This window comes from Actinoplanes sp. OR16, from assembly GCF_004001265.1.
Lineage (GTDB): Bacteria > Actinomycetota > Actinomycetes > Mycobacteriales > Micromonosporaceae > Actinoplanes.
In genome coordinates this window covers 7,656,745-7,682,146 of the sequence record NZ_AP019371.1, presented here as the reverse complement: position 1 = coordinate 7,682,146, position 25,402 = coordinate 7,656,745, and the positions used below count along the sequence as shown (strand labels likewise).

Here is a 25,402-nt window from a genome sequence, read left to right as displayed (position 1 = left end):
GGGAGAAGGGGACTCGCGTTACGGTACGAACGTGATGCTGGGACCGGAGGAGACGCCGGCGGAGTCGTGGCGTGAGCAGACCTGGGACGAATTCACCGCGTCGGTGCTGGCCGCGGCCGGTATCCCGGACGGGCGGCCGATCCTGATCGCCGTCGACGGGCGGGGTGGCGCCGGCAAGACCACGCTGGCCGAGCAGTTGCTCCGGCGGATACCGGGGTCGGCGATCGTGCACACCGACGACGTGGCCTGGTGGCATTCCCGGTTCGGCTGGTCCGATCTGATGGCCGACGGCATCCTCAAGCCGCTGCACGCCGGGGAGGCCGCGCATTTCCGCCCGCCCGCCTGGGAGGAACGCGACCGGGAGGGGCACATCGAGGTGCCGGCCGGCTGCCCGGTCGTCGTGGTGGAGGGGGTCGGAGCCTCGCGGCAGGACCTCGCCGGATACTTCGACGTGGCGATCTGGGTGCAGTCCGACTTCGTGGAGGCGGAGCGGCGCGGGATCACCCGTGACATCCGGCTGCACGGCCACGAGGAGGACGTCGCGAAGCGCGAGTGGGACGAGTGGATGGCCGAGGAGATCCCGTTCCTCAGCGGGGACCGCCCCTGGGACCGCGCCCGTTTCCTCGTCCTCGGCACCGGTGACAGCCCGCCCGGAAAGGTCAAGACCTCCTCGAAGTCACCGTCGAGGAGCACCGCACCGACACCACGGTCAGCGGTGAGCTGACCGCGATACAGTGTCGACCCATGTCGATGTTCGTCAGCTACTGCCAGTACCAGGTGTACACCGGTGAGGGCGGCGACGGCCTCGACATCTACACCGTGGGCGACGAGCTCCTGCACGTCGGCGGGCCGTCCGAGTGCACCGGCTTCACCGGCGTGCACACCGGCGAGATCGACATCCGGATCGTCGTCTCCGCGGCCGAGCCGCCGCTGCGGGGCATCGACGAGTGGGATGCCGCGAGCGAGACCACGCTCTGGGCGCCGTCCGGGACGGTCACCGTGCTGGGCCTGATGGCCGGGCCGCGCGAGGGACTCACCGACGTGCCGCTGGCAGGGCCGGGATTGGCGAGGGTACGGATCTACGCCCGTAACCGCATCCACGAATCCGTCCGCACCGGCGAGGACCCGCCGGAGCAGCACGAGGTGCACATCTGGCCGGTGACCGAGGAGTCCGGCCCGCGCACCCTCTTCGACGACGGCAGCCGGGGGCCGTGGCCGCAGAAACCGGCCGCGGCGGCGACCTGGGCGATCTCCCGGCTCGGTCCCGCGGCTGACGGCGAACCCCGGGTCACGGTGGTCCGGAGCCGGGACCGGCCCTGGACGCCGCCCGCCACGATCTACGCCGGTGACGTGGAGATCCACCTGCGGCCGGCCGGCGACGCCTACTCCTTCACGTGGCACCCGCTCGCCGGCTCGGACTCCACCGCCCTGCCGGACGGTGAGCCGGGAATCGTGCGGGTCGACGTACGGAATGGGAAATTGATCCTGCGTCATGAGAATGTGCCCGCGAGCCAGGCCGTGCTGCTCGGCCTGATCTGGGACCATCTGCTGGACCTGCCCGACGGTGAGCCGCCGGCCTGGGAGGCGCCGATGCGTGCCGCGGCCACCGAAGCCGCGCGCCGGGCCGAGGAGGAACGCCGCCGCCGCACCGAGCGGGAGGCGAAGGCCTGGGGTGGTACGCCGCCCACCGATCGCCTGCGAGGTCTGCGAGCCCGGGCGAAACAGCTGGCCACGCTGGACCGCGCCCTGCTGGACGCCGTGGCCGCCCTGCCACCGCGCCAGCAGCGCGCGGTGGCGAACCGGGCGGCCCGTCAGGCTCTGGAGTCGGCCGCCCTGGATCAGGTGGGCTGGATCGCCGAGGCCCTGAGAGCTGCCGAGTCCGGCGACCGTCCCTTCACCGACCAGGCCGAAGCGTTCCGCCGCCTGTTCGAAGACCCGGCCGTCCCGCAGACCCTGCTCCCGGGCCCGTCCGCCCGCATCCTGCACCAGGCCGTGGCGTTCCCGGCCCTGCTCGCCCTGGACGAACGGGACGACTTGGCGGCGGCGGTCGAGGCGCTCTACATAGCGGCGCAGGCGGCGGGCACGGGATTCCAGGATTTCCTGACCGGGGCACGGCATTCCCTTCCCGCGGATTAGGCGGCCTGGGCGGTGATGTCGCCGTGGGTGGTGGTGGCCTCGATGGTCAGGTCGGGAGTGCCGTTGTTCTTCAGGGCGTTGCTGACCCGGCCGTAGGAGGTGCCGGCGCTCAAGGTCGCCGACGCTCCCGGGGTTGTGGTGACGTCGATGTCGCCCTGCTGGGTGGTCAGGGTCAGTGCGCCCCGGACGGCGTCGCTGATGCGGATGTCGCCGCGGGTCGTGGTGATGTCGGCGGGGCCGGTCAGGCGGCCCAGGACCACGTCGCCGTCCACCGCGGTCAGCGTCACCCGCGCCGCCTCGTCGATCTTGATGTGGTGGTGGGCGCCGTCGAAGGTGAGCTCGCCGAGGCGGCCGACGCCGCGCAGTTCGGAGGCCGCGGAACGGCCGTCGACCCGGGAGCCCGCCGGGAGCTGGACGGTCACCTCGATCGCGCCCGGGCCGAGCAGCTGCCGGGGCTGCTTCGGGGTGGTGATGGTCAGGACGCCGTCGGCGTAGGTGACCGTCGTCTGCTCGGCGGTCTGGACGTCGCGTCTCCTGCCCGGGGTCGCGGGGCGGATGTCGACGGTCGTGTCCGCGCGGTCGGCGGCGATCAGCTGGACGCGGCCGGCGGGGATGTCGAGGACGGCGGCGATCGGGGCGGGGGTGGCGAACTTCTGCACGGTGGGCTCCTCGGTGCGTTCCGGTGTTTCCTATACCGGAAACGCTACGTTGCTTTCCATTTCGTGGCAACGGCAGAGTTGCGTGGCGATCAAGTCATCCCAGCTCAGCGTGCTTAAAGTGTTGCAATGGGCCGACGCCTGATTGCAACAACGTTCAGGCTGCCATCTCCAGCGATTCCTGCCAGACTGCCCAGCGGGTCTCCGGTCCCAGCGCCTTCGCCTTGTACATCGCCAGGTCGGCGCGGTGCACCAGCTCGTCGTGGGTCAGCTCGCCCGGCGCCGACACCGCCACTCCGATGCTCGCGGCCAGGGTGATCAGCTTGCCGTCGATCGCCACCGGGCCGAGCGCGGCGGCCAGCCGGCCGGCGATCTCGTACGCCTGCTGCGCCGATCCGAGATCGCTGAGCACCACCGCGAACTCGTCCCCGCCGAGCCGGCACGGCAGGCCGGACGCGGGCACGCACCGCCGCAGCACCTCGGCGAACTCGACGAGCACCAGGTCACCGGACTTGTGCCCGAGCGTGTCGTTGATCTCCTTGAAGCTATTCATGTCGATCACCAGGACGGCGGTCGCACCCTTGCCGAGGCTCTTGTTCGAGGTGGCCCGGAACCGGGCCCGGTTCGCCAGCCCGGTCAGCGGGTCGGTGAGCGCCTGCTCGTCCGACTCCCGCTGCACCAGCGTCTGCCGGTACAGCACCAGCGCGCTGAGCGCCGCGCCACCCAGGGCGAGGCCACCCCACGGCGAGAAGTCCCCCGACTTCACCGCTGCCTCGAACATCATCGCGTGCGCCACGATGACGGCGAGGAACGGCAGGAACCGGCCCATCCGCAGGCCCGGGCGGGCCGTCTTCGTGAGGAAGGGGCGGCTCTGCTCCACGGCCGCCGCGGCGAGCAGCGCATCCGTGGTGATCCACCAGTAGAACTGCCAGTTCGAGCCGAGCATCAGGTCGTGCGCGTCCAGGTACCCGTTCACCGCGTCGCCGAGGAACAGCACCAGGGTGCCCGCGGTGAGCAGCCGCAACGGCCGGCGTGCCGTGTCGTCGGCCCCGCGCAGCAGAGCCCGGGACACGCTGAACAGCAGCGCCAGGTCGCCGATCGGGTAGAGCACGGCGCTGACGGTCACGTCCACGGTGAGGCGGCCGCTCTGCAGCAGCGGGTCGAACGCGGTGTACCAGAGCACCATCGAGCCGCCGACCAGGACGGTCAGGGCGTCGACGGCGGTCTTCACCTGACCCCGGCGGCTGGTCCGGGCGAGGGGGAAGAGCTGCAGCGCGATCAGCAGCGCCACCACGAAGATCACGTGAATGACGGCGTCGGCCGTCTCCGAGGTGCCGATGACGAGCAGCACCGGGGCGCTGACCACCAGGACGGCGAAGCAACCGGCGACAGCGGCCCAGGCCTGCCGCAGCCGGCGCGGCAGGTGCGGCAGCCGGGCGGCGCGGACCGCGGCGGACACGCCGAACAGGCCGAACGCGAACCGGGCCGCCTCGGCGGCCATGAAGTCCTCCGGCAGCGCCGACGACCCGGCCAGGCCGAGCATCGCGGCGACGTAGAGCACGCCGAGCCCGATGTAGGCGCCCGACAACCGGCGCGGTGAAGGCACACGGGTGGTCCAGGTGTGCAAGTGTCCTCCTCCGCCGGGGTCCGGTCTGCTGGTGATCGGTCCCGGTCAGGGGCTACTTGAGGAGGTTTTCCTAGGATCACCGGATGCTCACCCAACTGCTCACCCACGACGAAGCGGTCACCGCCGCTCACCGGCTCGCCGCCGAGCTCGCCCCGGGGGCGATCCAGCGTGACCGGGACGGCGCGACGGTGATCCCGTCCGCGGCCCTGGCCGCCCTGGACGGCTCCGGTCTGCTCGGCATCACGATCCCGGCCGCCGACGGTGGCCCCGGCCTCGGCCCGCGCACTCTCGCCGAGGTCACCCGCATCCTGGCCACCGCCGACCCGGCCGTCGCGCAGGTCCCGCAGGGCCACTTCCTGATGATCGACATCCTGGCCGTCCACGGTTCCGCCGATGCGCGTGCGCACCTGTTCGGCGACGTTCTCGCTGGTAAGCGCCTCGGCAACGGCCTGGCCGAGCGGGGTGGGAAGCACGCGCAGGACCTTCGCACGCGCATCGTCGATTCACGCTTGAACGGCGTCAAGTTCTACACGACCGGCGCCCTCACCAGCGCCTGGATCGCTGTCAGCGCGCTCGACGCCGACGGCCGGCTGGTGCTGGCGTTCGTGCCGCGCGAGGCCCCGGGCGTCACCGTCGACACGGACTGGGACGTGATCGGCCAGAGGGCGACCATCAGCGGGACGGCTACCTTCAGTGACGTCCCAGTCTCGCTGGTGATCGACTACGCGTCGGCGTACGAGGTGCCGCAGCAACTGGGCGCGCGGGCACAATTGGTGCACACCGCCATCGAGGCGGGGATCGCCGGTGCCGCCCTGCGTGATGCCCGTGACTATCTGCGGTCCACGGCGCGCCCGTCCTCCGAGGCCGTCCGCGCAGGTCACCGCAGTGCCGCCGAGGATCCGAACGTGCGCTACCGCTATGGCCGCCTGGTCAGCCGAGTGCGAGCCGCGGAAGCCCTCCTGGCGTCGGCAGCCGGCACTCTCGACGAGATCGGCTTGGTCCCGTCCTCCGCCGACGAGGCCGCCCGGGGTTCACTCACGGTAGCCGCCGCCAAGGCCTTCGCCAGCGAAGTGGCCGTCGAGGCCGGCTCCGAGCTCTTCGCCATGTGCGGGACGAGCGCCGCCGCGTCGAAGTGGGACCTGGACCGCCACTGGCGCAACGCCCGCACGCACAGCATCCACGATCCACTCGACTGGAAATACACCCACTTAGCGGCTTATGACCTGTCAGACGTCCTTCCTCCCAATCACGGGCAAATCTGATCATCGGTACGGAATCGTCTGCCGCCCTCAGGAGCAATCCACCCGGTCCCGCCTCCATCGACACCTGACGGTCCGCCCGCCCGGCTCACGCCGCCGCCGGCCCCGGACGTCCGTCACCCTCCCGAAGGGTCCCGCCCTCACGGCCGCCCACGAATCCGCCTCCCGGCCCGGCTGTACCCCAGGAGGGACATTTCGGGCGCAGGGGCGGCTCCGCCGTAGAGCCCGGTTCGGGCCGGCTGTATCCCGGAGCGGCTTTGCGGGGGGTGAAGGGGGAGTTCTGTCGTGGAGCCGGGTTCGGGGTGGCTGTGCCCGGGAGTGGCTTTCCGGGCGCGCAGGGGGAGTTCTGTCGTGGAGCCCGGTTCGGGGTGGCTGTATCCCGGAGCGGCCTTCCGGGGGTGCAGGGGAGTTCTGCCGCAGAGCCCGGTTCGGGCCGGCTGTACCCCCAAAGCGGCATTCCGGGCACCGGGCTGGCTCTGCCGTAGCGGCATTTCGGGCGCCAGGGGCGCATGGCGGCCAGAGGGGCGCATGGCGGCCGGGGCCGGCCCGGATCCGTGCCGGCCGGCTGTGACTCATTGCTGTCGTTCGGTACTCAGGGCAGCGATGAGTCACAGCCGGGTCGGACTGGCTGTGGTTCGTTGCTGTTGTTCGGCCGTCGGGACGGCGATGGGTCACAGCCGGTATCGAGCGAGCCGCCGCGTGCGAAAGGCCGCGGCGTGGTTTTGTCGTAGGGGGGTGGGAGCATGCGGGAATGGCCCTACGAGTGGATCTGACGTTCGACACGATGGACGCCGAGTCGCTGGCGGAGTTCTGGAAGCTGGCTCTCGGCTATGAGGACGAGCCACCTCCCGCGCCGTTCACGACCCGGGCGGAGTGGGCGGCTTCGTTCGGCGAGCCGGACGACGACGAGGGTGGCGGCGCCTGGCTGCACGATCCGGCCGGGGTCGGGCCGCGGCTGTGTTTCCTGGACGTTCCCGAGCGCAAGGTGGCGAAGAACCGCCTGCACATCGACGTCCGGGTGGGCAAGGGCGACGGCGCGTGGGAGCGGATCGTGGCCAAATCCGAGCAACTGGTGAAAGCCGGCGGCCGGGTCCTCACCACGGTCGACGGCCATCACATCGTCATGGCCGACCCCGAGGGCAACGAGTTCTGCGTGGCGGCGTGAAGAGCGCGGGGGTCAGCCCGTGTAGCGGAAGGAGGCGAAGACGACCTCGCTCTGGTGTTCGAAGCCGAGGCGTGAATAGAGGCGGATCGCGGTGTCGTTGTCGTGCACCGTGTGCAGGAAGGGCAGCTCGCCGCGTGCCAGGATGCGCGCCGCGACGGCCAGGGTGAGGCGGGCGCCGAGGCCTTGGCCGCGGAACTCCGGGTCGGTGCAGACGGCGCTGACCTCGGTCCACCCGGGCATCCGGAAGCGTTCGCCGGCCATCGCGATGAGCCGGCCGCCGCCGTCGCGGATGCCGAGGTAACGGCCGAGGTCGATGGTCCGCTTGCGGAACGGACCGGGCTGCGCGCGGGCCACCAGGTCCAGCATCTCCGGCACGTCGGACTCGGTGAGCACCACCGCGTCCGGGTCCTCGACGCCGGTCATGCTCTGGCCGACCATCTGGACGCCGGCCATCACCTCGGTGGTCTCCCAGCCGGCCAGCGGGGTGATCGACGGCCCGGTGAGCACCACCGACGAGGTGAGCTGGGCGAGGTCGCGCCACCCGGCCGGGTCGGACGGGTCGCGCAGGGCGCCGAAGGGGGCGATCTCGGGAGAATAACGGGCGGCGTCTCCGGCGGCCTCGGCGAAACAGGCCTGCGGCCCGGAGAGGGCGGCCCACACGGGATTGTTCAGCACAGTTGCGACCCTGCCCCTTACTGGTTCGCCGCGCCAGTGGATATCCGGCCTACCACCCACGCGGGAACGCACACTTATCTGCCGGTTCTGTCAACGATCCGGCAGACAAATGGGCAACTACAGGGAAGCGGCGAGAGTGCGTGCCGCGGCGGTCAGCGCGGGGATGTCGGCCGGCCACTGCGGCTTGGCGAACAAGTAGCCCTGACCGTACTGGCAGCCCATGGTGTCCAGAGCGGCGTGCTGCCCGGCGTCCTCGATGCCTTCGGCGACGACGGCGAGGTCGAGGTTGCCGGCGAGCGTCACGATCGCCTCCACCAGGGCGTGCTGCTGCCGACTGTGCAGAATGTCGTCGATGAACGATTTGTCCAGCTTTAGCACGTCCACCGGCATCTGCCGCAAGTAACTCAGCGACGAATATCCCGTACCGAAGTCGTCGATCGCGACCCGGACGCCCAGGGCACGCAGCGCCTTGAGGTCCCCGACCACCTTGTCGGCGTCCCGGAGCACCAGGCTCTCGGTGATCTCCAGCAGCAGCCATTCCGGGCGGGCGCCCGCGTCGGCCAGAGCCTGCCGGACCACGTCGGCGAAGTCGGGGCTGCGGAACTGGCGCGGCGACACGTTGACGCTCACGTAGCGCAGTGTCGTCGACGGATCGGCGGCCTTCCACGCGGCGAACTGCCGCAGCGCCTCACGCAGGACCCAGGTGCCGATCCCGACGATCGCGCCGCTCTCCTCGGCGGCCTCGATGAAGTGGTACGGCCCGAGCAGCCCCCGCACCGGGTGCTGCCAGCGGACCAGCGCCTCGACACCGGTGATCTGCTGGTCGGCGAGTTCGGCGATCGGCTGGTATTGCAGGACGAACTGCTCGCCCTCGATCGCCTCGTTGAGCTGGGTGCGCATCTCCAGGCGCTGCACCATCTGGGTGTGCAGGTCGCTCTGGTACCGCTGCCAGCCGCCCTTGCCGAGACCTTTCGCGAGGTAGAGCGCGAGGTCGGCGTGGCGCAGCATCTCGGTGGCGCTCGCGGCGTCCGTGTTCGTCGCCACGCCGACGCTGGCGGCGCCGTTGACCAGGTGCACGCCACCTTCGCCGTCGGCCAGCTCGATCGGCGCGGTGAGCGCGGCGACCAGGCGGGCGGCGACGTCCTCGGCCGCGCCGGCGTCCGGGCTCGGCGACACGAGGACGGCGAACTCGTCGCCGCCCATCCGGGCCGCGGTGCTGCCGGCCCCGACGACCGCGGTGATCCGCTGCGCGACGCTGATCAGCAACTGGTCGCCGACCGCGTGACCGAGGGTGTCGTTGACCTCCTTGAAGTCGTCGAGGTCGATGAAGAGCACACCGAGGGTAGAGCCGTCCCGCCCGGCGGCGGCGTACGCCTGCTCGAGCCGGTTGCGGAATAGCACCCGGTTGGCGAGCCCGGTCAGCGAGTCGTGGTACGCCTGGTGGGTGAGGTCGTCCTCGAGCCGGCGCCGCTCGGTCACGTCCCGCATGGTGACCACGAGCCCCCGTACGGTCGGATCTTCTCGAAGATCGCGCAGATCGCACTCGATCTCCACGCGCCGCGAGCCGTGGTAGGCGGCGAGCGCCACCCCCTCCTGATCACCGGAACCGTGCGTGAGCATCTGCTGGAGCGCCGGTTGCGCGTCCGCCGCCATCAGGCCGGCGAACTGGTTGCCGACGAACGTCGACACGGCGAAGAGGTTGCCCGCGGAGGGGCTGGCGTAGCGGATCGACCCGTCCGCGTCGACGATCATGATGACGTCGGCGGCGCTCTGGATCAGCGTGCGGAAGTAGGCCTCGCTGTCGCGCCGGCTCACCTCGTCGGTCAGCGCGATCCGTTCCAGGACGGCGGCGATCTGCGCGCCGAGCGTCTCCAGCGAGCCCTGCATCGCGCGCAGCACCGGGTCCGGCGCGCCGAGCACGATGAGACCGTGCCGGCCACCGGGCAGCACCTGGGGGCAGCACAGGGTGTGAGCGAAGCCGCCGCTGGTGACACCGCCGGGCAGGTCGGCCGCGGCCACCCAGCGGACGCCGGGCGTCACGGGGCCGGGGAGCGGCGGGGCAAGCTGCAGGTGATAGTGCTGGTCGGCGGGCATGAGGCGGGCGATGGCCTGGCGGATCCCGCTGCGCACATCCTCCTCGGAGGCGGCGGCGAAGAGCACGGTGCCGGCCTCGCGCAGTGCCCGTTCCCGGTTGCTCGCCTGCCGCTGCGCGACCGCCAGGTCACCGACGCGGGCCAGCACCAGCAGGAACATCACGGCGGCTGCGGCCGCGATCACCGGAGCGTCGACGACGCCGCCGCGGGCGATCTCGATCTCGTGACCCTGCGCGTACTCCAGGGCGAGCACGGCCGGGGCGATCAGGGCGGCGGCGCTGAGCCAGAACAGCCGGTGCCGGCCCATCCCGGTCTCGGCGGTGTGCTGCCCGGCCGGCTCGGTGAGCAGGCGCATCGACGGCCGCAGGGCCGAGTAGCCCATCAGCGAGTAGAAGACGATCCAGCCGAAGTCGACCGGCCCGCCCAGTTCCCAGGCGCTGTTGAGCTGCGACTGCCCGTAGAAGACGTCGGAGACCAGCAGGCCGACCATGGCGATGCCGATCGTGGTGACCGCGCCGGGCTTGCGGCCCGAACCGGTCAGCATCCGCAGGATCATGGCGAGGACCAGGACGTCGCCGAGCGGATAGCCGATCGAGACGAGCTTCTCCAGCATCGACAGCTCGGCCGAGCGGGTGAACGGCGCGATCCAGTACACCCAGGCGAGCAGGCCGAGGCCGACGGTCGGCACCAGCGCGTCCAGCAGCGCCCCGCGGTCGCCACCGCCCGACCGGGACCGGATGAAGATCAGCAACCCGGCCGTGATCAGCGGATAGACCAGCAGGTAGAACACATCGGCGAGGCCGGGGAAGCCCGGCTCCCGGCCCACCGCGAGCACCAGGTTGTACCAGGTGTCACCGGTCGTGAAGAACGCCAGCGCCGCGCTGATCAGGTACCAGGGCAGGCGCCGGGCCGGCCGGTGCAGGCGGACGCCGACCAGCACCGCGACGGCTGACGAATATCCGAGCGCGGCCCAGGTGTAGAGGTGCGCGTCCGGGAACCCGTAGTAGAGCCCGGTGAGCACCACGACCCAGGCGGCGAAGCACGCGCGAACGGCTCGCGTCGACAATGCGTACTCCGATCGTGAGGCGGCGGGGTTGCTGACTCACGATCGGAGAGTTGGCCCCCTCACCTGAGGGTTTAGCCGGCCAGCGCGTCCACGAGCCGTCGCGCCGACCCCGCCAGATTCCACCGTTCGGCGAGTGCCAGCAGCGCGTCCGGGTCCTGTGGCGCCTTCGGCAGAGCAGGATCAAAATCAGGCAGGGGTACGTCCAGAGCAACCTTGCAGACCGGTAAAGCCTTCGCGAGATAGTCCCGTGACGCATCGAGCTTGGTCCGGACTCCCGGGGCGAAACCGGATCCCGGGTCGTCGAGCGCGGCGACGATCTGCTCGACGCCGCCGTACCGCTCGATGAGCCGGGCCGCGGTCTTCTCGCCGACGCCGGCCACCCCGGGCAGGCCGTCGCTGGGGTCGCCCCGCATCGCCGCGAAGTCCGCGTACCACCGGGCCTCGACGCCGTACTTCGCCAGGACCAGCGCCTCGTCGGCGTCCTCCAGCTTGGCGACGCCGCGGCCGCAGTAGAGCAGCCGGGTGCCCCGGGCGTCGTCGACCAGCTGGAACAGGTCACGGTCACCGGAGACCACCTCGACCGGGGCGGGCTGGGTCGCCGCGAGGGTCCCGAGCACGTCGTCCGCCTCGTACCCGGAAACGCCGAAGGCCGGGATGCCGATCGCCGCCAGGACCTCGAGGAGCACCGGAACCTGACGTTCCAGCGAGGCCGGCACCTCCTCGACGTCGCCGTGCGCGACCCGGTGCTTCTTATACGACGGGACCAGCTCGACCCGCCAGGCCGGCCGCCAGTCCGCGTCGAGCGCGCAGACGAGACGGTCCGGCCGGCGGGTCCGGATGAGCTGGGCCAGCATGTCGAGGAAGCCGCGGATCGCGTTGACCGGCTCACCGGCCGGCGTCTGTGCCGCTTTCTCGGGGATGCCGTGGAAGGCCCGGAAGTACAGGCTCGGGGCGTCGACGGCCAGCAGCGGTGAGGTCACGCCGAACACCTTATTCGTTGTGCAGCACCCGGGCGATCGTCAGCCTCGCCGCGGCGCGCGCCGGGATGAGCGCCCCGGCCACCGCGATCGCCACCCCGCTGAGGAGCAGCAGCCCGAGGGTCGCCGGATCCCAGACCTGCATCACGTACTCCGGGAGACGGATCTTCGCGGCGTCCGCGGAGAGCGGCACGACGAACCGGTGGGCGATCAGGCCGAGCGGGATGCCGAGCACCCCGGCGACCACACCGAGCGCGGCCATCGACGTCACCACCATCGCGACGACCTGCCGCGGCGTCATCCCGATCGACTTGAGCATGCCCAGGTCCCGGCGGCGTTCGGTGACGTTGAGGGCGACCGTGTTGAGCACCCCGAGCGCGGCCACGATGGCCAGCAGCAGCGCCAGCACTCCGGAGAACGCGGTGATCACCGTGGAGAACGAGTCGCCGCCGGTGTTGTCCCAGGCGTCCAGGCCGGGGTCGGCCGCGGTCACCGCGTCGGCGTACGCGTTCAGGTCGGTGCCGGCCACGGTCTGCACCTGGTAGAAGTACGCGTTCGGTTCGGCGTCCGGGAAGTCCCGCCAGGTCGCGAACGCGCCCTCCGGGCCGGGCAGGCCGCGGACCGTCTCGCCGACGACGGTGAACGTGGTCCAGGCGCCGTCCAGCGCGACGGTGACCCGCTCGCCGATCCGCAGGCCGCGTTCGTTGAGCAGATGGGTGGGCACGACCAGTTGATCGGGAGCGGTCATCCAGTGGCCGCCCGGGTAGAGCTGTTCCTCGTACCCCATCGCCGCCATGTCGCCGCGCACGAAATTGATCTGCATGGGCTCGCTCTGACCGGCCACCGACAGGTCCCGGGTCACCGCCGTCCCGACCCGGGCCGTGCCGGGCAGCTCGCGCAGCATCCGCTCGACCTCGGTGGCGGACTGCGTGCTGGGGGTGTGCTCGCGGCCGTTGAAGGCTCGGACGCCGATCTCCCCGGAGGCGAGACTGCCGACCTCGGTGATCCGGACGACCGAGTCGTTCAGGCCGATCGCGAACGTCACGCTCACCACGCCGAGCAGCAGCGACGCCATGGTGAGGGCGGTCCGGCCGGGCCGGGCGAAGGGAAGCCCGAGTCCGAGACTGATCGGCCGGGGCAGCCGGGATCCGCTGAGCGCCCGCTGCACGCGCAGTCCCCGGCCGCGCCGCGGCGCGCTGCCGGCGCTGATCGCCTCGGCGGCGGAGAGGCGGTGGGCCCGCCGGGCCGGCAGCAGCGCGGCGATCAGGACGATCAGCGGCACCCCGGCCAGCGCGGTCACGATGACCCACGGGCGGATCTCCGCCTCCTGCCCGAAGCCGAGCCCCCGGAACGTGTCGGTCAGCATCGGCCGTACCGCCGCGACGCCCAGCGCCGTGCCGAGCACCGCTCCGATCACGGCCGGCACCGACACCATGGTCAGGTAGACGGCGACGACCTGGCGCGGCGTGAAACCGAGCGACTTGAGCACGCCGATGTGCCGGAACCCGGAGATCACCGCGCCGCTCACCACATTGCCCACGATGATCACCGCGACGAGCAGGCCGAGTACGCCGAAAGTCCCGAGGAACGGCAGGTACACGCCGGGCCCGGCGGCTGCCTCCTCCTTCATCACCAGGTACGGCTGGCTGGCGAGCAGGGCGTCGCCGGGGAGCCCCGTGGTCACCCCGGACAGCCGCTCGGCCAGCGCCTCGCGGGTGGAGACGTCGCCGGTGAAGCGGTAGAGCATCTGCGTGCCGGTCGGGCGCATCGCCGTCACCTGCGCCGGTGTCACCCATCCGTCGGCCGAGCCGCTGACGGTGAACGCGTAGCCGACGATCGTGAGGGTGGCCTGCGGCGTGACCAGCTCGGTGAGGTCGGCGTACGGGCCGATCCGGAAGTCCTCCTCGGTCACCGGCGGCCCGTTGAGCACGATCTCGCCGGGCGCCGACGGCCACCGGCCGTGCCACAGGTCGACCCGGTCGACCGGGCCGGCCGGGTCGGCGCGCCCGACCACGGTGAGCGGCTGCCCGAAGACCGGGCCGACGTCGTTGCGCGGCTCGACGACGACCTGGCCGAACGGCCCGGCGGCGGCCTCCACCCCGGTGCTGGCGGCGGCCAGCTGCGCGTCGCCGACCCGGGCCGGGTCGTAGGTGACGACGGCGTGCGCGCCCCGCTGCCCGTCGAAGGCCCGCTGGAACGGCGAACCGGCCGCGTCCAGCAGGGCCAGGGAGACCAGGGCGCTGGTGGTGCAGGCCAGCACGACCAGGAAGATGACGAACGTCTGCATCCTGCGCCGCCGCACCGCGGCACGGGCGGCCGTCCACACGGCGGTCATACTCTGTCCAGGGCGGACTCGCGGGCGATCCGGCCGTCGGCCAGCTCGATGAGCCGGTTCGCGCACCGGTGGGCCAGCCGCTCGTCGTGCGTGACGATGAGCAGGGTCTGGCCGATCTGGTTCAGGTCGAGCAGCAGGTCCATCACCTGCTCGCCGGCCTTGCTGTCCAGCGCGCCGGTCGGCTCGTCGGCGAGCAGCAGGGCGGGCCGGTTCATCAGCGCGCGGGCCACCGCGACCCGCTGCCGCTCGCCGCCGCTGAGCGCGGCCGGGTAGACGTCGCGCCGGTCGGCGATGCCGAGCTCGTCGAAGAGCTCCAGGGCCCGCCGCCGGGCCGTGCCCGCCGAGCTGCCGGTGAGCTGGGCGGCCAGGGCGACGTTGTCCAGCGCGGACAGGTCGTCGAGCAGGTTGAAGAACTGGAAGATCATGCCGAGGTGGTGGCGGCGGAACAGCGACAGCTTCGTCTCGTTCATCGTGTCCAGCCGTTCACCGTGCACGGTGACCTCGCCGGCGGTCGGCCGGTCCAGCCCGGCGATCATGTTGAGCAGGGTGGACTTGCCGCATCCGGACGGTCCCATCACGGCGACCGCCTCACCCGTGCGGATCTCCAGTGACACGCCGTCCAGCGCCACCGTGTCGCCGTACTCCTTGCGGACGCCACCGAGGCGTACCACTGGGGTCTGTTCTGTCATGCCGAGGACGGTACGGACATCCGTACCGATGAATCGTCGCCCGGAGGATGCAATCAGCCGGCGGCGTCATCCCGGGGATGTAGGCGCCTCGGCGCCCGGGATGATGCGGCGGCGAGCGAGCGTCTGACAGGCTGGGCCGCATGGTGATGGGCCGCATGGTGATCCTGGGGCTGGTGGTGGCCGTCGTGGCCGCCGTGGCCCTCGCGGTGGCGCTGCGCCGGGCCCGGCGGCGGTACGACCAGGCCGTGGGGGAGCGGGGCTGGCTGCTCGAACGCGAGCGGGAGAGCGCCGCGCGGGCCGCCGTCGACGCCGAGCGGACCCGGATCGCCGGCGAGCTGCACGACATCGTGAGCCACAACGTCAGCGTCATGGTCGTGCAGACGGCCGCCGCGCGCGAGGTGCTGCGGACCATGCCGGACGAGGCCCTGGCCGCCCTGGAAGCGGTCGAGCGGGCCGGCCGGGACACCATGACCGAGCTGCGGCACCTGCTCGGCCTGCTCAACCCGGCCGGCGCCGCGGACGGCGACCTCGGCCCGCAGCCCACGCTCGACGGGCTGAGCGCGCTCGTCGACCGGATCGCCTTCGCCGGCCTGCCCGTCGAGGTGCGCGTCTCCGGCGACGTGCGGCCGCTGCCCTCGGGCGTCTCGGCGACGGCATACCGGATCGTGCAGGAGGCGCTGACGAACGCGCTCAAGCACGGCAGTGGCGGCAAGGCGGAGGTGACCATCAGGTACGCGCCCCGCGCCCTGCGGGTGGAGGTGCTGACCAGCGGCCCGAGCGTGCTGACCGGCTCCGGGCCCGCGCTGCCCTCCGAGGGAGCCGGCCGGGGCCTGATCGGTCTCCGCGAGCGGGTGGCCGTCTACGGCGGCGACCTGGACGCCCGGCGGCGGCTCGGCGGCGGATACCGGGTGCGGGCGAGGATCCCCCATGGCTGAGCCGACAGTGCTGATCGTCGACGATCAGGAGCTCATCCGTACCGGGTTCAAGCTGATCCTCACCGCGCGCGGCATCGCGGTGGCGGGGGAGGCGTCCGACGGCCACGAGGCGGTCGACGCGTGCCGGCGGCTGCGGCCCGACGTCGTGCTCATGGACATCCGGATGCCGGGCATGGACGGGCTGGAGGCGACCCGGCAGATCCTGGCCCGCGATCCGCAGCCGCGCGTGCTCATCCTGACCACGTTCGACCTGGACAAGTACGTCTACGCGGCGCTCGCGGCCGGGGCCAGCGGGTTCCTGCTGAAGGACGTGACGGCCGATCACCTGGCCGCGGCGGTGCGGCTGGTCGGGACCGGGGACGCGCTGCTCGCGCCGTCGATCACCCGCCGCCTCGTCGAGCGGTACGCGTCCGGCGCCGCCGAACCGGCGCTGCACCGCGAGCTCGGCACGCTCACCCCGCGGGAGCGGGAGGTGCTCACCATGCTCGGCCGGGGGCTGTCCAACACCGAGATCGCCGGGTCTTTCCACCTGAGCGAAGCGACGGTCAAGACACATGTGGCCCGGATCTTCGCCAAACTGGAGTTGCGGGACCGGGCACAGGCGGTGGTCCTCGCGTACGAGACCGGCTTGGTGACTCCCAACCGGGGCTGAACGTTCGTTAAGCTGACACCCATGACTGTGGATCGGCTGCTTCCCACCCCAGAGGCACACGACCTTCTCGACCTCACCCGCGAGCTCGCCACCCGTGAGCTGGCCGGCAAGGTCGACGACTTCGAGGCGCGCGGCGAGTTCCCCCGGGAGGTGCTGCGGACCCTCGGCCGGTCGGGACTGCTCGGCCTGCCCTACCCGGAGGAGGCCGGTGGCGCCGGTCAGCCCTACGAGGTCTACGTGCAGGTCCTGGAGACCCTCGCGACCACCTGGCTGTCGATCGCCGAGGCGGTCAGCGTGCACACACTCTCCTGCCTGCCGGTCGCCTACTTCGGCACGCCCGAGCAGCGGAAGATGCTGCCGGACATGCTCGGCGGCGAGCTTCTCGGCGCGTTCGCCCTCTCCGAGCCGCAGGGTGGTTCGGACGCCGCGGCGCTGACCACCAAGGCCGTCCTGTCGTCATCCGGCGACTGGGAGGTCACCGGGACGAAGGCGTGGATCACGCACAGCGGGTTCGCCGACTTCTACAACCTGTTCTGCCGCACCGGCGGCCCCGGCCCCAAGGGCATCTCCTGCCTGCTCGCCGACGCAGGCACCCCGGGCCTCTCGCCCCAGCAGCGCGAACGGCTCATGGGCCTGCGTTCGTCGGCGCCCGCCCAGGTCGTCCTCGACGCGGCCCGGGTGCCGCGCGACCGCCTGGTCGGCGCGGAGGGCGAAGGCTTCGCCATCGCCATGAAGGCACTCGACGCCGGGCGTCTCGGCATCGCCGCCTGCGCGGTCGGGCTCGCGCAGGCCGCGCTCGACTACGCGGCCTCGTACGCCCGGGAGCGCGAGCAGTTCGGCCAGCCCATCGGCCGGTTCCAGGGACTCGGGTTCATGCTGGCCGACATGGGCACCCAGATCTCGGCCGCCCGCGCGCTGCTGATCACCGCGGCCCGGCTCAAGGACGCCGGCCGCCCCTTCTCGATCGAGGCGGCGAAGGCGAAACTCTTCGCCACCGACGTCGCCATGAAGGTGACCACCGACGCCGTGCAGGTGCTCGGCGGCGCCGGATTCGTCAGCGACCACCCGGCCGAACGCTGGTTCCGGGAGGCGAAGGTGCTGCAGATCGTCGAGGGGACCAACCAGATCCAGCGCATGGTGATCGCCCGCTCTCTTCTGGGGTGACCACCCTCCCGTAGGGTTGCCGGTGTGGAAGAGATCGACCAGGCGATCGTGTCGGCGCTCACCGTGGACGGCCGGCTGTCGTACACCGACCTGGCCGAACGAGTGGGCCTCAGCGTCTCCGCCGTGCATCAGCGGGTCCGGCGCCTCGAACAGCGCGGCGTGATCGCGGGTTACACCGCGCGCGTCTCGTACGAGGCACTGGACCTGCCGCTGACGGCGTTCGTGGCGATCCGCCCCTTCGACCCGTCCCAGCCGGACGACGCGCCGGAGCGGCTCGCCCACCTCACCGAGATCGAGTCCTGCTACTCGGTGGCCGGCGAGGACTTCTACATGCTGCTCGTGCGCGTGAAGTCACCCGCCGACCTGGAACGGCTGCTGCAGGACATCCGGACGGCCGCCAGCGTGACGACGCGGACCACCGTCGTGCTGTCCACGCCGTACGAGGGACGGCCGCCCCGGATGGTCCTGGAGGACTCCTAGCTCCAGGTCATGTCGATCTGGTTCTCGAACGTGACATAGCCGGCCCGGGCGAACGCCGCGGCCATCGGCGCGTTGCCGACGTCGGTCGACGCCCGGATCCGCGGCACGTCCTGCTCGGCGAGGATGCGGGTGCCCTCGGCCAGCACGTCGTGGATGTAGCCGCGACCGCGGAACTCCGGCAGCACTCCGAGATAGGCGATGATCGGGTTGTAGCCGTTGTGTGCCGGGATCACGAACCCGACCGGCTCGCCGTCGTCCGTGGTGGCCACCCGCCACCAGTCGTGCGGGCTCGCGTACCGGGAAAGCTCGTCCTTGAATTGCTCCTCGGCGGCCTCCCGGGCGCTCATCCGCGTCAGCTCGTCCCGGCTGTACGCGTCGAGGGAACCGTCCAGCACCCGCGTCATCAGGCCGATCAGCTCCTCGTCGTCATGCCTCGGGCGGAATGTCAGACGGGTGCTCGGGATCGGGGTGCCGGGACGCCATTCGAGGCGCAGGCGCTCCACGAAGAGTTTCGCGCCGGTGTGTTCCAGCGCTGCCATGCGTCGTTCCTGTGCCCGCCGGATCGCCGGGTCGTCGCGCCAGTTCGGCGGCAGGTAGCGGAGGTGTTCCGGGGGTGTCTGCGCGGGTGTCTGCGCGGGTGTCTGCGCGGGTGTCTGCGCGGTCGTGTGCGCGGGTGTCTGCGCGATCTTGGAGAGTGCGGCCTCCAGCAGCTGGATTCCGGCTTCGTCGTCCTCGATGTCGAAGATGTCCATGAGCAGCGGCCGCTCGTCGCCGGGACGCGACCACCAGCCGGCGCGGGCCACCACGCGATCGTCGCGCAGTGCGATCCACAGCCACTCGGCGCGGCGGCGGCCTGCGGCGAAGTCGCCGGCGATCTGGTCGTTGAGCTGGTAGGGCAGCGAGTTGAACAGGGCGATCTCGCTGTCACTGCCGTCGATGAGAGTGCGGATGTTCAAGGCGTTTCCTTTGTGGAGAGGAAGCGCCCGGTCCTGCTCCGGAAAGTCAGGCGGTCCGACGGTTCCGGGAGGTCGCGAGCGCGGTGTCGTCGTGCATCGGTCGACCTCCTTCCTTGTTGATCGACTTGTATTTCTACGGGCTGGTCGGTGCTTCGCGCAAGCGGGTATTTGGTCCTATCCTCCTAGGACGCCCTGCGGGTGGTGATATCGGCGGCATGAATGCTGATCATGTCGATCGGCCGGCCGGCACGCTGCTCGAGGCCCTGAGGCCGCTCGCCTGGGCCTCGTGGTCGGTTCCGGCGCACGATCTGCTCGGCGACGGCGGCGCACGACCCTTTCGCGTACGCCGGGCAGCTCACCGCCGTCCCCTCCGACTCGCATCCGCCGGGCGACCTGGTGGTCCGCGCCTCATCCCCGCAGTCCACGACCCTGACAGCGATCTCCGCGTGCGGTCCCTCGCCCTGCGCGCCGCGCCACCGTCCGCCCGGGCCTAGCACTGGAGTCCGACCGACCCGTCCGGCTTCGCCGCCCTCGGCGTCACCGAGATGATGGTCCATACGTATGACATAACTGCCGACCTCGGCGTCCCGCGGCGCCCGATTCGAGCGCGGGAGTGCTCGCGCGGCCTGTTCCCCGAAGCCCCACCCGGCGATCCGTCCGCGGTGCTGCTGTGGTGCACGGGCCTGGACTTTCAAGACAGCCCTGGATCGGCCCGCTCCCGGGCCGATTGGTGGAAGATCGTGGGGCCCAGAGCACCCACCACATTCCACAAAGCCGCAATCCTCCAAGATCCGATTTGCCGTCCGTAGCCGCGCGCAGAGGATTGTCCAAGATCTGCGGGCTGCCCGGGATTGTCGCGATAACGGACAGGCCCGGCTACCCGATTCCAAGGTCGCTCAGCGGGACAGCGGCTGTGGCTCATTAAACGGACAGGACCGGCTGCCCCGATTCCAAGGTCGCTCAGCGGGACAGCGGCTGTGGCTCATTGCTGTGCGGGGGCCGCGTTCAGGGCGATGAGTCACAGCCGGAGCCTGTCGGTAGCGTCCGCGGCCCCCAGCGCGATCTTGGAAGACCGCGGGGAAGCCTGGGCACTACCGGGCCATGTGGCTACCAAGGTCGGCGTACACGGGGAGTTGGCGCGTTCGCAGAGCCGGCCCGTGGGGAGAGCAGGTCTGTCCGCAGACGCCCCAAGCGGCGACTGGGGGATGAGCCGGCCCGTCAGGGGAGGGCGGTTATCGACTGGGCCAAGGCCACCAGCTCGGGGACGGCCGGATGGGTCGGCGGCTGCTGCCAGGCCAGATGGACGATCACCTCGGGCGCGTCCAGGACGGGGACGTAGGTGACGGCCGGATGGCTGTACATCACCGACGTCGCGGTGACGGTCAGGCCGATGGCCCGGCCGGCGATGATGGTGGCGAGCCAGTCGTCGGTGTTGGTGACGATCACGGTGTTGGCGGGCGTCGACGAGGCCGGCCACAGATCGGGTGTGGTGATGCCGGCGATCCGGTTCACCGCGATCGGGGACGAGGCGAGGTCGGCGAGGGTGAGCTGCGCCTGCGAAGCCAGGGGACTGTCGGTGGGCACGGCCGCCACCCGCTGCTCGACCAGGAGCGGCACCGATCGGACGCCGGACAGGTCGGCCGGGCCACGGACGATGGCGATGTCGACGGCCCCGCGCGCCAGGCCGGCGTCGCGTTCGTCGACGCGCAGCAGTTCGAGCGGGGTGCGCGGGTGTTCCTGTTTCCAGCGGCGCAGCAGCGTGGTGGTGTGGACGCCGAGCGCCGACCAGGCATGGCCGAGCCGCAGCGGCCAGGTTCCGGCCCGGGACGGGTCGAGGACGTCGTCGACGGCGGCGACGGCGGCTGCCGCCCGGGACTCGAAGGCCTGCCCGGCCGGGGTCAGCGACAGGTGGTGGGTGGAACGGTCGACGAGCCGTACGCCGAGGTGTTCTTCGAGCTGGCGCAGGGTGCGGGAGAGTGCCGGCTGGGTGACGTGCAGCTCCGCCGCCGCCCGGGTGATGGCGCCGGTGGCGGAGATCGCCAGGAATGCCCGGAGATGCCGCAGCTCGACGGTCATAACCTGAGAGCATAACCGCCGGGAAAGCGGCATTTCTCAGCCCGGTACACACGCTGGAAACCTGAGTGGCGTGCGAACGAAAACCGGCCCTCTCCTCGTCATCGCCGCCGTGCTGTCGCTGCAGTTCGGCGGGGGCGTCGCCGCGCTGCTCTTCCCGAGAGCCGGCGTGCACGGCGTCGTGGCGCTGCGTCTCACCATCGCCGCGCTGATCCTGCTGGCCTTCTGCCGCCCGCGGGTCACCGGCTACGGTCGCGCCGACTGGCTGTCGATCGGCGCGTTCGGCATCGCGCTGGCCGGCCTGAACACGCTCTTCTACCACGCGATCGACCGCATCCCGATGGGCACCGCGGTGACCGTGGAGGTCCTCGGTCCCCTGACACTGTCCGTGATCACCGCGAAGAAGAGGGCCAGCTGGCTCTGGGCCGGCCTCGCCGTGGTCGGCGTCGCCCTGCTCGGCCGCGAAGGATTCCAAGACCTGGACGCCATCGGCGTCGCGTTCGCGCTGGGAGCCGCGGTCATGTGGGCGGCCTACATCGTGCTGAGCGCCCGGGTCGGCCACCGCTTCCCGAAGGCCGACGGGCTAGCCCTGTCGGTCGCCGTGTCCGCCGTGATCATGCTGCCGTTCGGGGTCGCCGAGGCCGGCGAGACGATCCTCGACCCGGGTGTGGTGGCGATGGGCGCGGTGGTGGCGGTTCTCGCCTCGGTCCTGCCGTACAGCCTGGAGATGCTGGCGTTGCGCAGGATGCCCACGACGACGTTCGCCGTACTGATGAGCCTGGGCCCGGCCGTGGCCGCGCTGGCCGGCTTCGTGCTGCTGCACCAGGATCTGGCCCTGGTCGAATGCCTCGCGATCGCCCTGGTGATCACGGCGGCGATCGGCGCTACGCGAGGAAGTCGGAGCGCACGCACTCGGTCACGTACGGCAGCTGATAGCTCCCTCGCCCGAGCAGCGCCGGATGCGTCGCCGTCAGCTGCCGCACCTGTGCCAGCACCGCGGCCCGCTCGTCTGCCGGCAGCAGGATGATCCGGCTGCGGGACGCCACCAGGTCGAGCAGCTCGTCGGGCGCGATCGTGTGCGCCCACTCGAAGGACGCGGTCTCGAACGGCACGTCCAGGCGCGGGGACCGGTCCGTCGAAGCGCTTCCGATGATGGAACCCAGGCGTTGCACCCAGTCGGTGCGCTCGTCGCGGACGTTCCAGATCAGGCCGAGCCGGCCGCCGGGGGTCAGCACGCGGGTGATCTCCGGAAGGGCCCGGGCCGGGTCCACCCAGTGCCAGGCCTGCGCCACCAGCACCACGTCGGCCGAGTCGTCCGGCAGCGGGATCTCCTCGGCGCTGCCGATGAACGCGGGTACGTCGGGCAGCGTGCGCCGGAGTTCGGCGAGCATGCCCTCGGACGGGTCGACGGCGGTGACGCCGAGGCCACGAGCACGGACCAGGCGGCTGAGTTTCCCGGTCCCGGCGCCGAGATCCAGCACCCGTGGACTGCCGCCGGGCAGGAGCCAATCAAGAGCCTTCTGAGGGTACGGGGGACGACCGCGCTCGTAAGCGTCGGCGGCCGCCCCGAAGGATCCGGCATGCGGGTCGATCACATAGATGATCTTAGCCCGCAAACCGGGCGGGTCCGGCGTACCGGGTGTGCGTCCTGTTTCGAAGCCGGCGCCGGTGGGCACTCATCAGGGCGTAAGCACGACCGAGGAGGTTGCTATGAGCTTCACCGATAAGGTCAAGAACAAGGCCGAGGAACTGACCGGCAAGGCGAAGCAGGGCGTCGGCGAGGCGACCGACAACGAGCGCCTCTACGCCGAGGGCCAGGCTCAGGAGGCCTCCGCGCACGCCAAGCAGGCCGGCGAGCACGTGAAGGACGCGGGTCGTGACGTCCGCGACGCCCTGAGCTGAGGAAAGCCACTCCAGGGGTGTGGAGTAAGTAGGAAGGGCCCGGCGGTCACCGCCGGGCCCTTCCTCATGCCGCCTGCTGCTGCTTGCGCCACCAGTCCTGGCCGGAGCGCGGCAGCGTGTCGATCGGGTCGTAGTAGGCGTACTGCTTGGACAGCGCCTCGGCGTCCTCGGCCTCGATCGAGGTGCGGTAGTTCTTCGTCCAGTACGAGATGCCGTGCTCCCGGTCGTAGTCGGCGATCATGTGGACCCAGCGCTTGCCGACGAACGGCACGTCGCAGACGATGCGCGGGGTCGCGTAGCCGGGCAGGTATCCCATCAGGTCGTGCTGCAGCTGCTGGGCGTGCCAGACCGGGACCCGCCAGTGCTCGGCGTTCGGGATCATGTCGCACATGTAGAAGTAGTACGGCAGGATCCCGGCCTCACCCTGCAGCGCGAAGCAGAGGTCGAGCAGGTCGGGTGCGGTGGCGTTGACGCCGCGCATGAGAACGCCCTGGTTGCGCACGTCGCGGACGCCGACCTCGAGCAGGGTCCGGGTTGCCTTGGCGACCAGCGGGGTCAGCGAGTTCACGTGGTTGACGTGGGTGTGCACGGCCAGGTTGACGCCGCGGCGCTCGGCGGTGACGGCGACCCGGTGCATGCCCTCCACGACGTCGTCCTGCAGCCAGTGCTGCGGCAGGCCCATCAGCGCCTTGGTGGCGAGCCGGATGTCGCGCACGGTCGGCACCGACAGCAGCCCCATGAGGTAGGCCTCGAGCTGCTTCCACGGCACGTTCGCCACGTCGCCGCCGGAGACCACGACGTCGCGCACGCCGGGGTGCGCCTTGAGGTAGTCGAGGTGGGCCGCATAGCGGTCGACGGGCTTCTCCAGCAGCTTGAGCTTGCTGACCGTCGGGGTGCTGTTGCCGACCAGGTCCATCCGGGTGCAGTGCCCGCAGTACTGCGGGCAGGTGCTGAGCAGCTCGGCGAGGACCTTCGTCGGGTAGCGGTGGGTGAGCCCCTCGGCCACCCACATGTCGTGCTCGTGCAGCGAGTCGCGGGTGGCGTGCGGGTGCGACGGCCAGTCGAGCTGCCGGTCGGTGGCGACCGGGAGCATGTAGCGCCGGACCGGGTCGGCGTAGAAGGACGCGGTGTCCGGCACCCGGTCCGGGACCATGGTGTTGAGCATCTGCGGCGGTAGCAGCATGGACATGGTGGCCAGGCGTTCCTGGTCGGTCGACAGGTCCGCGTAGAAGCTCTCGTCGAGCAGGTCGCCCATCACGGTACGCAGCTGCCTCACGTTCTTGACGCAGTGCACCCGCTGCCACTGCGCGGACGCCCACTGCGCCGGCGTCACGTCCTTCCACCCGGGGAACCGTGTCCAATCCGGCTCGCTGAGCTCGCGGCGGCGGTACTCGTAGGGCTGTCCCACTTCCAGCACGGGTCCTCCCAGGCGTCGTCGGCTGGCCCATCACGCTAACGGATAATCTCCGGTGTAGTAACCATATTGACGGAGGATTTACGGTCAGGCAGGGTTTCGCAGACGATTGTTTTACGCGAGGAGGGTGGCAGGCGATGGGATCAGTGGGACTGGACCGGGTGCTGGAACCGGCCGGTGTGCTACCCCAGGCGGCCTGGCGGCTGGACGCCTCGCCCGAGATCGGCCCGGACGAGGTGCGGATCCGGGTGCAGCGGCTCAACCTGGACGCCGCCAGCTACCGGCAGCTCGCGCAGAAGCACGGCGGCGACGGCGCGAAGATCCGGTCCGAGGTGTGCGAGATCGTCGCGACCCGCGGCAAGATGCACAACCCGGTGACCGGGTCCGGCGGCATGCTGATCGGCGTCGTCGAGCAGGTCGGCCCGGAGTCGCCGCTGCCCGTGAAGCCCGGTGACCGGGTCGCCACCCTGGTCTCGCTGACGCTCACCCCGCTGCGGATCACCGACGGCCTGGCCGGCTGGGACGGGCTCGGCGAGCAGGTGCCGGCCGACGGCACCGCGATCCTGTTCGGCCGCTCGATCGTCGGGGTGCTCCCCGACGATCTGGCGCCGGAGCTGGCCCTGGCCGTCTACGACGTGTGCGGCGCGCCGGCACTGGTCGACCGGGTGGTCCGGGGATATCCGGCGCCGACCGTGCTGGTCCTCGGCGGAGCCGGTAAGAGCGGCTCGCTGGCGCTGGCGGCCGCCAAGCGCGCTGGCGCTCGTACCAAGGCGATCGTGGTCTCGGCGAAGGAGCGCGACGCGCTGCGGCAAGCCGGACTGGCCGACGAGATCGCGATCGCCGACGCCCGCGACCCGGTCGCCGTGCGGGAGGCCGCCGGCGAGAACACCGTCACCGTGGTCTGCGTCGACGTGCCCGGCTGCGAGCACGGCGCGATCCTGGCGACCGCACCCGGCGGCACCGTGATCTTCTTCTCGATGGCGACCAGCTTCTCCGCCGCGGCCCTCGGCGCCGAGGGCCTCGCCGCGGACGTGACCATGCTGGTCGGCAACGGATACGTGCCGGGACACGCGGAGTTCGCGGTCGGGCTGTTGCGCAGCACACCGGGGGTGCGTGCGCTCTTCGAGGCCCGTCTGGCGGCAGACTGA

General features: G+C 71.2%; 21 protein-coding genes and 1 pseudogene. 11 read left to right on the top strand and 11 right to left on the bottom strand.

Annotated elements, in window-relative coordinates:
* Positions 1-34 precede the first annotated feature (34 nt).
* Together EP757_RS35450 and EP757_RS35445 are read left to right on the top strand one after the other, a co-directional pair.
* Positions 35-724 carry a uridine kinase gene (locus EP757_RS35450; protein ID WP_232050739.1) on the top strand — a complete coding sequence of 230 codons (690 nt, stop codon included), beginning with the start codon at positions 35-37 and terminating at the stop codon, positions 722-724.
* 20 nt (positions 725-744) lie between these two features.
* Positions 745-2,136, top strand: coding sequence for a hypothetical protein (locus EP757_RS35445; RefSeq protein WP_127552740.1), 1,392 nt, complete (start codon positions 745-747; stop codon positions 2,134-2,136).
* Here EP757_RS35445 and EP757_RS35440 read toward each other — a convergent pair.
* Both EP757_RS35440 and EP757_RS35435 read right to left on the bottom strand, forming a co-directional pair.
* Entirely contained in the window at positions 2,133-2,795 is a 663-nt protein-coding gene (locus tag EP757_RS35440) for a DUF4097 family beta strand repeat-containing protein (protein WP_127552739.1), read from the bottom strand. The two genes, EP757_RS35445 and EP757_RS35440, sit on opposite strands and share 4 nt — an antisense overlap.
* A gap of 154 nt (positions 2,796-2,949) precedes the next feature.
* Positions 2,950-4,419 (bottom strand): GGDEF domain-containing protein, encoded by a 1,470-nt coding sequence (locus tag EP757_RS35435; protein WP_232050166.1) that lies wholly within the window; start codon positions 4,417-4,419, stop codon positions 2,950-2,952.
* Positions 4,420-4,502: 83 nt separating this feature from the next.
* Here EP757_RS35435 and EP757_RS35430 point away from each other — a divergent pair, with 83 nt between their 5' ends.
* Both EP757_RS35430 and EP757_RS35425 read left to right on the top strand, forming a co-directional pair.
* Positions 4,503-5,681, top strand: a complete 1,179-nt coding sequence (locus EP757_RS35430; protein WP_127552738.1) for an acyl-CoA dehydrogenase family protein — start codon at positions 4,503-4,505, stop codon at positions 5,679-5,681.
* A 748-nt stretch (positions 5,682-6,429) separates the two neighbouring features.
* Positions 6,430-6,843, top strand: a complete 414-nt coding sequence (locus EP757_RS35425; protein WP_127552737.1) for a VOC family protein — start codon at positions 6,430-6,432, stop codon at positions 6,841-6,843.
* Positions 6,844-6,855: 12 nt separating this feature from the next.
* Here the strand turns inward: EP757_RS35425 and EP757_RS35420 are convergent, their stop codons facing one another.
* From EP757_RS35420 to EP757_RS35400, 5 genes are all read right to left on the bottom strand, one after another.
* Entirely contained in the window at positions 6,856-7,518 is a 663-nt protein-coding gene (locus tag EP757_RS35420) for a GNAT family N-acetyltransferase (RefSeq protein ID WP_127552736.1), read from the bottom strand.
* Between the two features lie 117 nt (positions 7,519-7,635).
* Positions 7,636-10,677, bottom strand: coding sequence for a bifunctional diguanylate cyclase/phosphodiesterase (locus EP757_RS35415; RefSeq protein WP_174262473.1), 3,042 nt, complete (start codon positions 10,675-10,677; stop codon positions 7,636-7,638).
* A gap of 71 nt (positions 10,678-10,748) precedes the next feature.
* Positions 10,749-11,657, bottom strand: coding sequence for a 5'-3' exonuclease (locus tag EP757_RS35410; RefSeq protein ID WP_127552735.1), 909 nt, complete (start codon positions 11,655-11,657; stop codon positions 10,749-10,751).
* 10 nt (positions 11,658-11,667) lie between these two features.
* Positions 11,668-13,989, bottom strand: a complete 2,322-nt coding sequence (locus EP757_RS35405; RefSeq protein WP_127552734.1) for an FtsX-like permease family protein — start codon at positions 13,987-13,989, stop codon at positions 11,668-11,670.
* On the bottom strand, positions 13,986-14,678 hold the full coding sequence (locus tag EP757_RS35400; protein ID WP_127552733.1) for an ABC transporter ATP-binding protein: 693 nt from the start codon (positions 14,676-14,678) through the stop codon (positions 13,986-13,988). Before EP757_RS35400 ends, EP757_RS35405 begins: the two co-directional genes overlap by 4 nt.
* Before the next feature lie 140 nt (positions 14,679-14,818).
* Between EP757_RS35400 and EP757_RS35395 the strand changes: the two genes are divergently transcribed.
* The 4 genes from EP757_RS35395 to EP757_RS35380 are packed head-to-tail and all read left to right on the top strand — an operon-like array spanning position 14,819 to position 17,909.
* Positions 14,819-15,613 (top strand): sensor histidine kinase, encoded by a 795-nt coding sequence (locus EP757_RS35395; protein WP_127552732.1) that lies wholly within the window; start codon positions 14,819-14,821, stop codon positions 15,611-15,613.
* Entirely contained in the window at positions 15,606-16,265 is a 660-nt protein-coding gene (locus tag EP757_RS35390; protein WP_127552731.1) for a response regulator transcription factor, read from the top strand. Before EP757_RS35395 ends, EP757_RS35390 begins: the two co-directional genes overlap by 8 nt.
* A gap of 21 nt (positions 16,266-16,286) precedes the next feature.
* Positions 16,287-17,429 carry an acyl-CoA dehydrogenase family protein gene (locus tag EP757_RS35385; RefSeq protein WP_127552730.1) on the top strand — a complete coding sequence of 381 codons (1,143 nt, stop codon included), beginning with the start codon at positions 16,287-16,289 and terminating at the stop codon, positions 17,427-17,429.
* 24 nt (positions 17,430-17,453) lie between these two features.
* Positions 17,454-17,909, top strand: coding sequence for an Lrp/AsnC family transcriptional regulator (locus tag EP757_RS35380; protein ID WP_127552729.1), 456 nt, complete (start codon positions 17,454-17,456; stop codon positions 17,907-17,909).
* Here EP757_RS35380 and EP757_RS35375 read toward each other — a convergent pair.
* Entirely contained in the window at positions 17,906-18,865 is a 960-nt protein-coding gene (locus EP757_RS35375; protein WP_127552728.1) for a GNAT family N-acetyltransferase, read from the bottom strand. The genes EP757_RS35380 and EP757_RS35375 overlap by 4 nt on opposite strands.
* Before the next feature lie 1,218 nt (positions 18,866-20,083).
* Positions 20,084-20,941, bottom strand: coding sequence for a LysR family transcriptional regulator (locus tag EP757_RS35370; protein ID WP_127552727.1), 858 nt, complete (start codon positions 20,939-20,941; stop codon positions 20,084-20,086).
* Between the two features lie 337 nt (positions 20,942-21,278).
* On the opposite strand from EP757_RS35370, the pseudogene EP757_RS44520 reads away from it, so the two are divergent.
* Positions 21,279-21,809, top strand: a pseudogene (locus EP757_RS44520) (DMT family transporter); the annotation flags it as partial.
* Between the two features lie 13 nt (positions 21,810-21,822).
* Here the strand turns inward: EP757_RS44520 and EP757_RS35360 are convergent.
* Positions 21,823-22,530 (bottom strand): class I SAM-dependent methyltransferase, encoded by a 708-nt coding sequence (locus EP757_RS35360; protein ID WP_127554597.1) that lies wholly within the window; start codon positions 22,528-22,530, stop codon positions 21,823-21,825.
* 118 nt (positions 22,531-22,648) lie between these two features.
* Between EP757_RS35360 and EP757_RS35355 the strand changes: the two genes are divergently transcribed.
* Positions 22,649-22,840 carry a CsbD family protein gene (locus EP757_RS35355; protein ID WP_127552726.1) on the top strand — a complete coding sequence of 64 codons (192 nt, stop codon included), beginning with the start codon at positions 22,649-22,651 and terminating at the stop codon, positions 22,838-22,840.
* Between the two features lie 64 nt (positions 22,841-22,904).
* Here EP757_RS35355 and EP757_RS35350 read toward each other — a convergent pair whose 3' ends face one another.
* On the bottom strand, positions 22,905-24,257 hold the full coding sequence (locus EP757_RS35350; protein WP_127552725.1) for a KamA family radical SAM protein: 1,353 nt from the start codon (positions 24,255-24,257) through the stop codon (positions 22,905-22,907).
* 134 nt (positions 24,258-24,391) lie between these two features.
* Here EP757_RS35350 and EP757_RS35345 point away from each other — a divergent pair, with 134 nt between their 5' ends.
* Positions 24,392-25,402: a zinc-binding alcohol dehydrogenase family protein gene (locus tag EP757_RS35345; protein WP_127552724.1), complete on the top strand. Its 1,011-nt coding sequence runs from the start codon at positions 24,392-24,394 to the stop codon at positions 25,400-25,402.

Bases quoted from the DNA above. Each gene is read 5' to 3' on its own strand.
- EP757_RS35450 (WP_232050739.1), top strand. From the start codon at position 35: ATGCTGGGACCGGAGGAGACGCCGGCGGAGTCGTGGCGTGAGCAGACC.
- EP757_RS35445 (WP_127552740.1), top strand. From the start codon at position 745: ATGTCGATGTTCGTCAGCTACTGCCAGTACCAGGTGTACACCGGTGAG.
- EP757_RS35430 (WP_127552738.1), top strand. From the start codon at position 4,503: ATGCTCACCCAACTGCTCACCCACGACGAAGCGGTCACCGCCGCTCAC.
- EP757_RS35425 (WP_127552737.1), top strand. From the start codon at position 6,430: ATGGCCCTACGAGTGGATCTGACGTTCGACACGATGGACGCCGAGTCG.
- EP757_RS35405 (WP_127552734.1), bottom strand. From the start codon at position 13,989: ATGACCGCCGTGTGGACGGCCGCCCGTGCCGCGGTGCGGCGGCGCAGG.
- EP757_RS35400 (WP_127552733.1), bottom strand. From the start codon at position 14,678: ATGACAGAACAGACCCCAGTGGTACGCCTCGGTGGCGTCCGCAAGGAG.
- EP757_RS35395 (WP_127552732.1), top strand. From the start codon at position 14,819: ATGGTGATGGGCCGCATGGTGATCCTGGGGCTGGTGGTGGCCGTCGTG.
- EP757_RS35390 (WP_127552731.1), top strand. From the start codon at position 15,606: ATGGCTGAGCCGACAGTGCTGATCGTCGACGATCAGGAGCTCATCCGT.
- EP757_RS35385 (WP_127552730.1), top strand. From the start codon at position 16,287: ATGACTGTGGATCGGCTGCTTCCCACCCCAGAGGCACACGACCTTCTC.
- EP757_RS35370 (WP_127552727.1), bottom strand. From the start codon at position 20,941: ATGACCGTCGAGCTGCGGCATCTCCGGGCATTCCTGGCGATCTCCGCC.
- EP757_RS35355 (WP_127552726.1), top strand. From the start codon at position 22,649: ATGAGCTTCACCGATAAGGTCAAGAACAAGGCCGAGGAACTGACCGGC.
- EP757_RS35345 (WP_127552724.1), top strand. From the start codon at position 24,392: ATGGGATCAGTGGGACTGGACCGGGTGCTGGAACCGGCCGGTGTGCTA.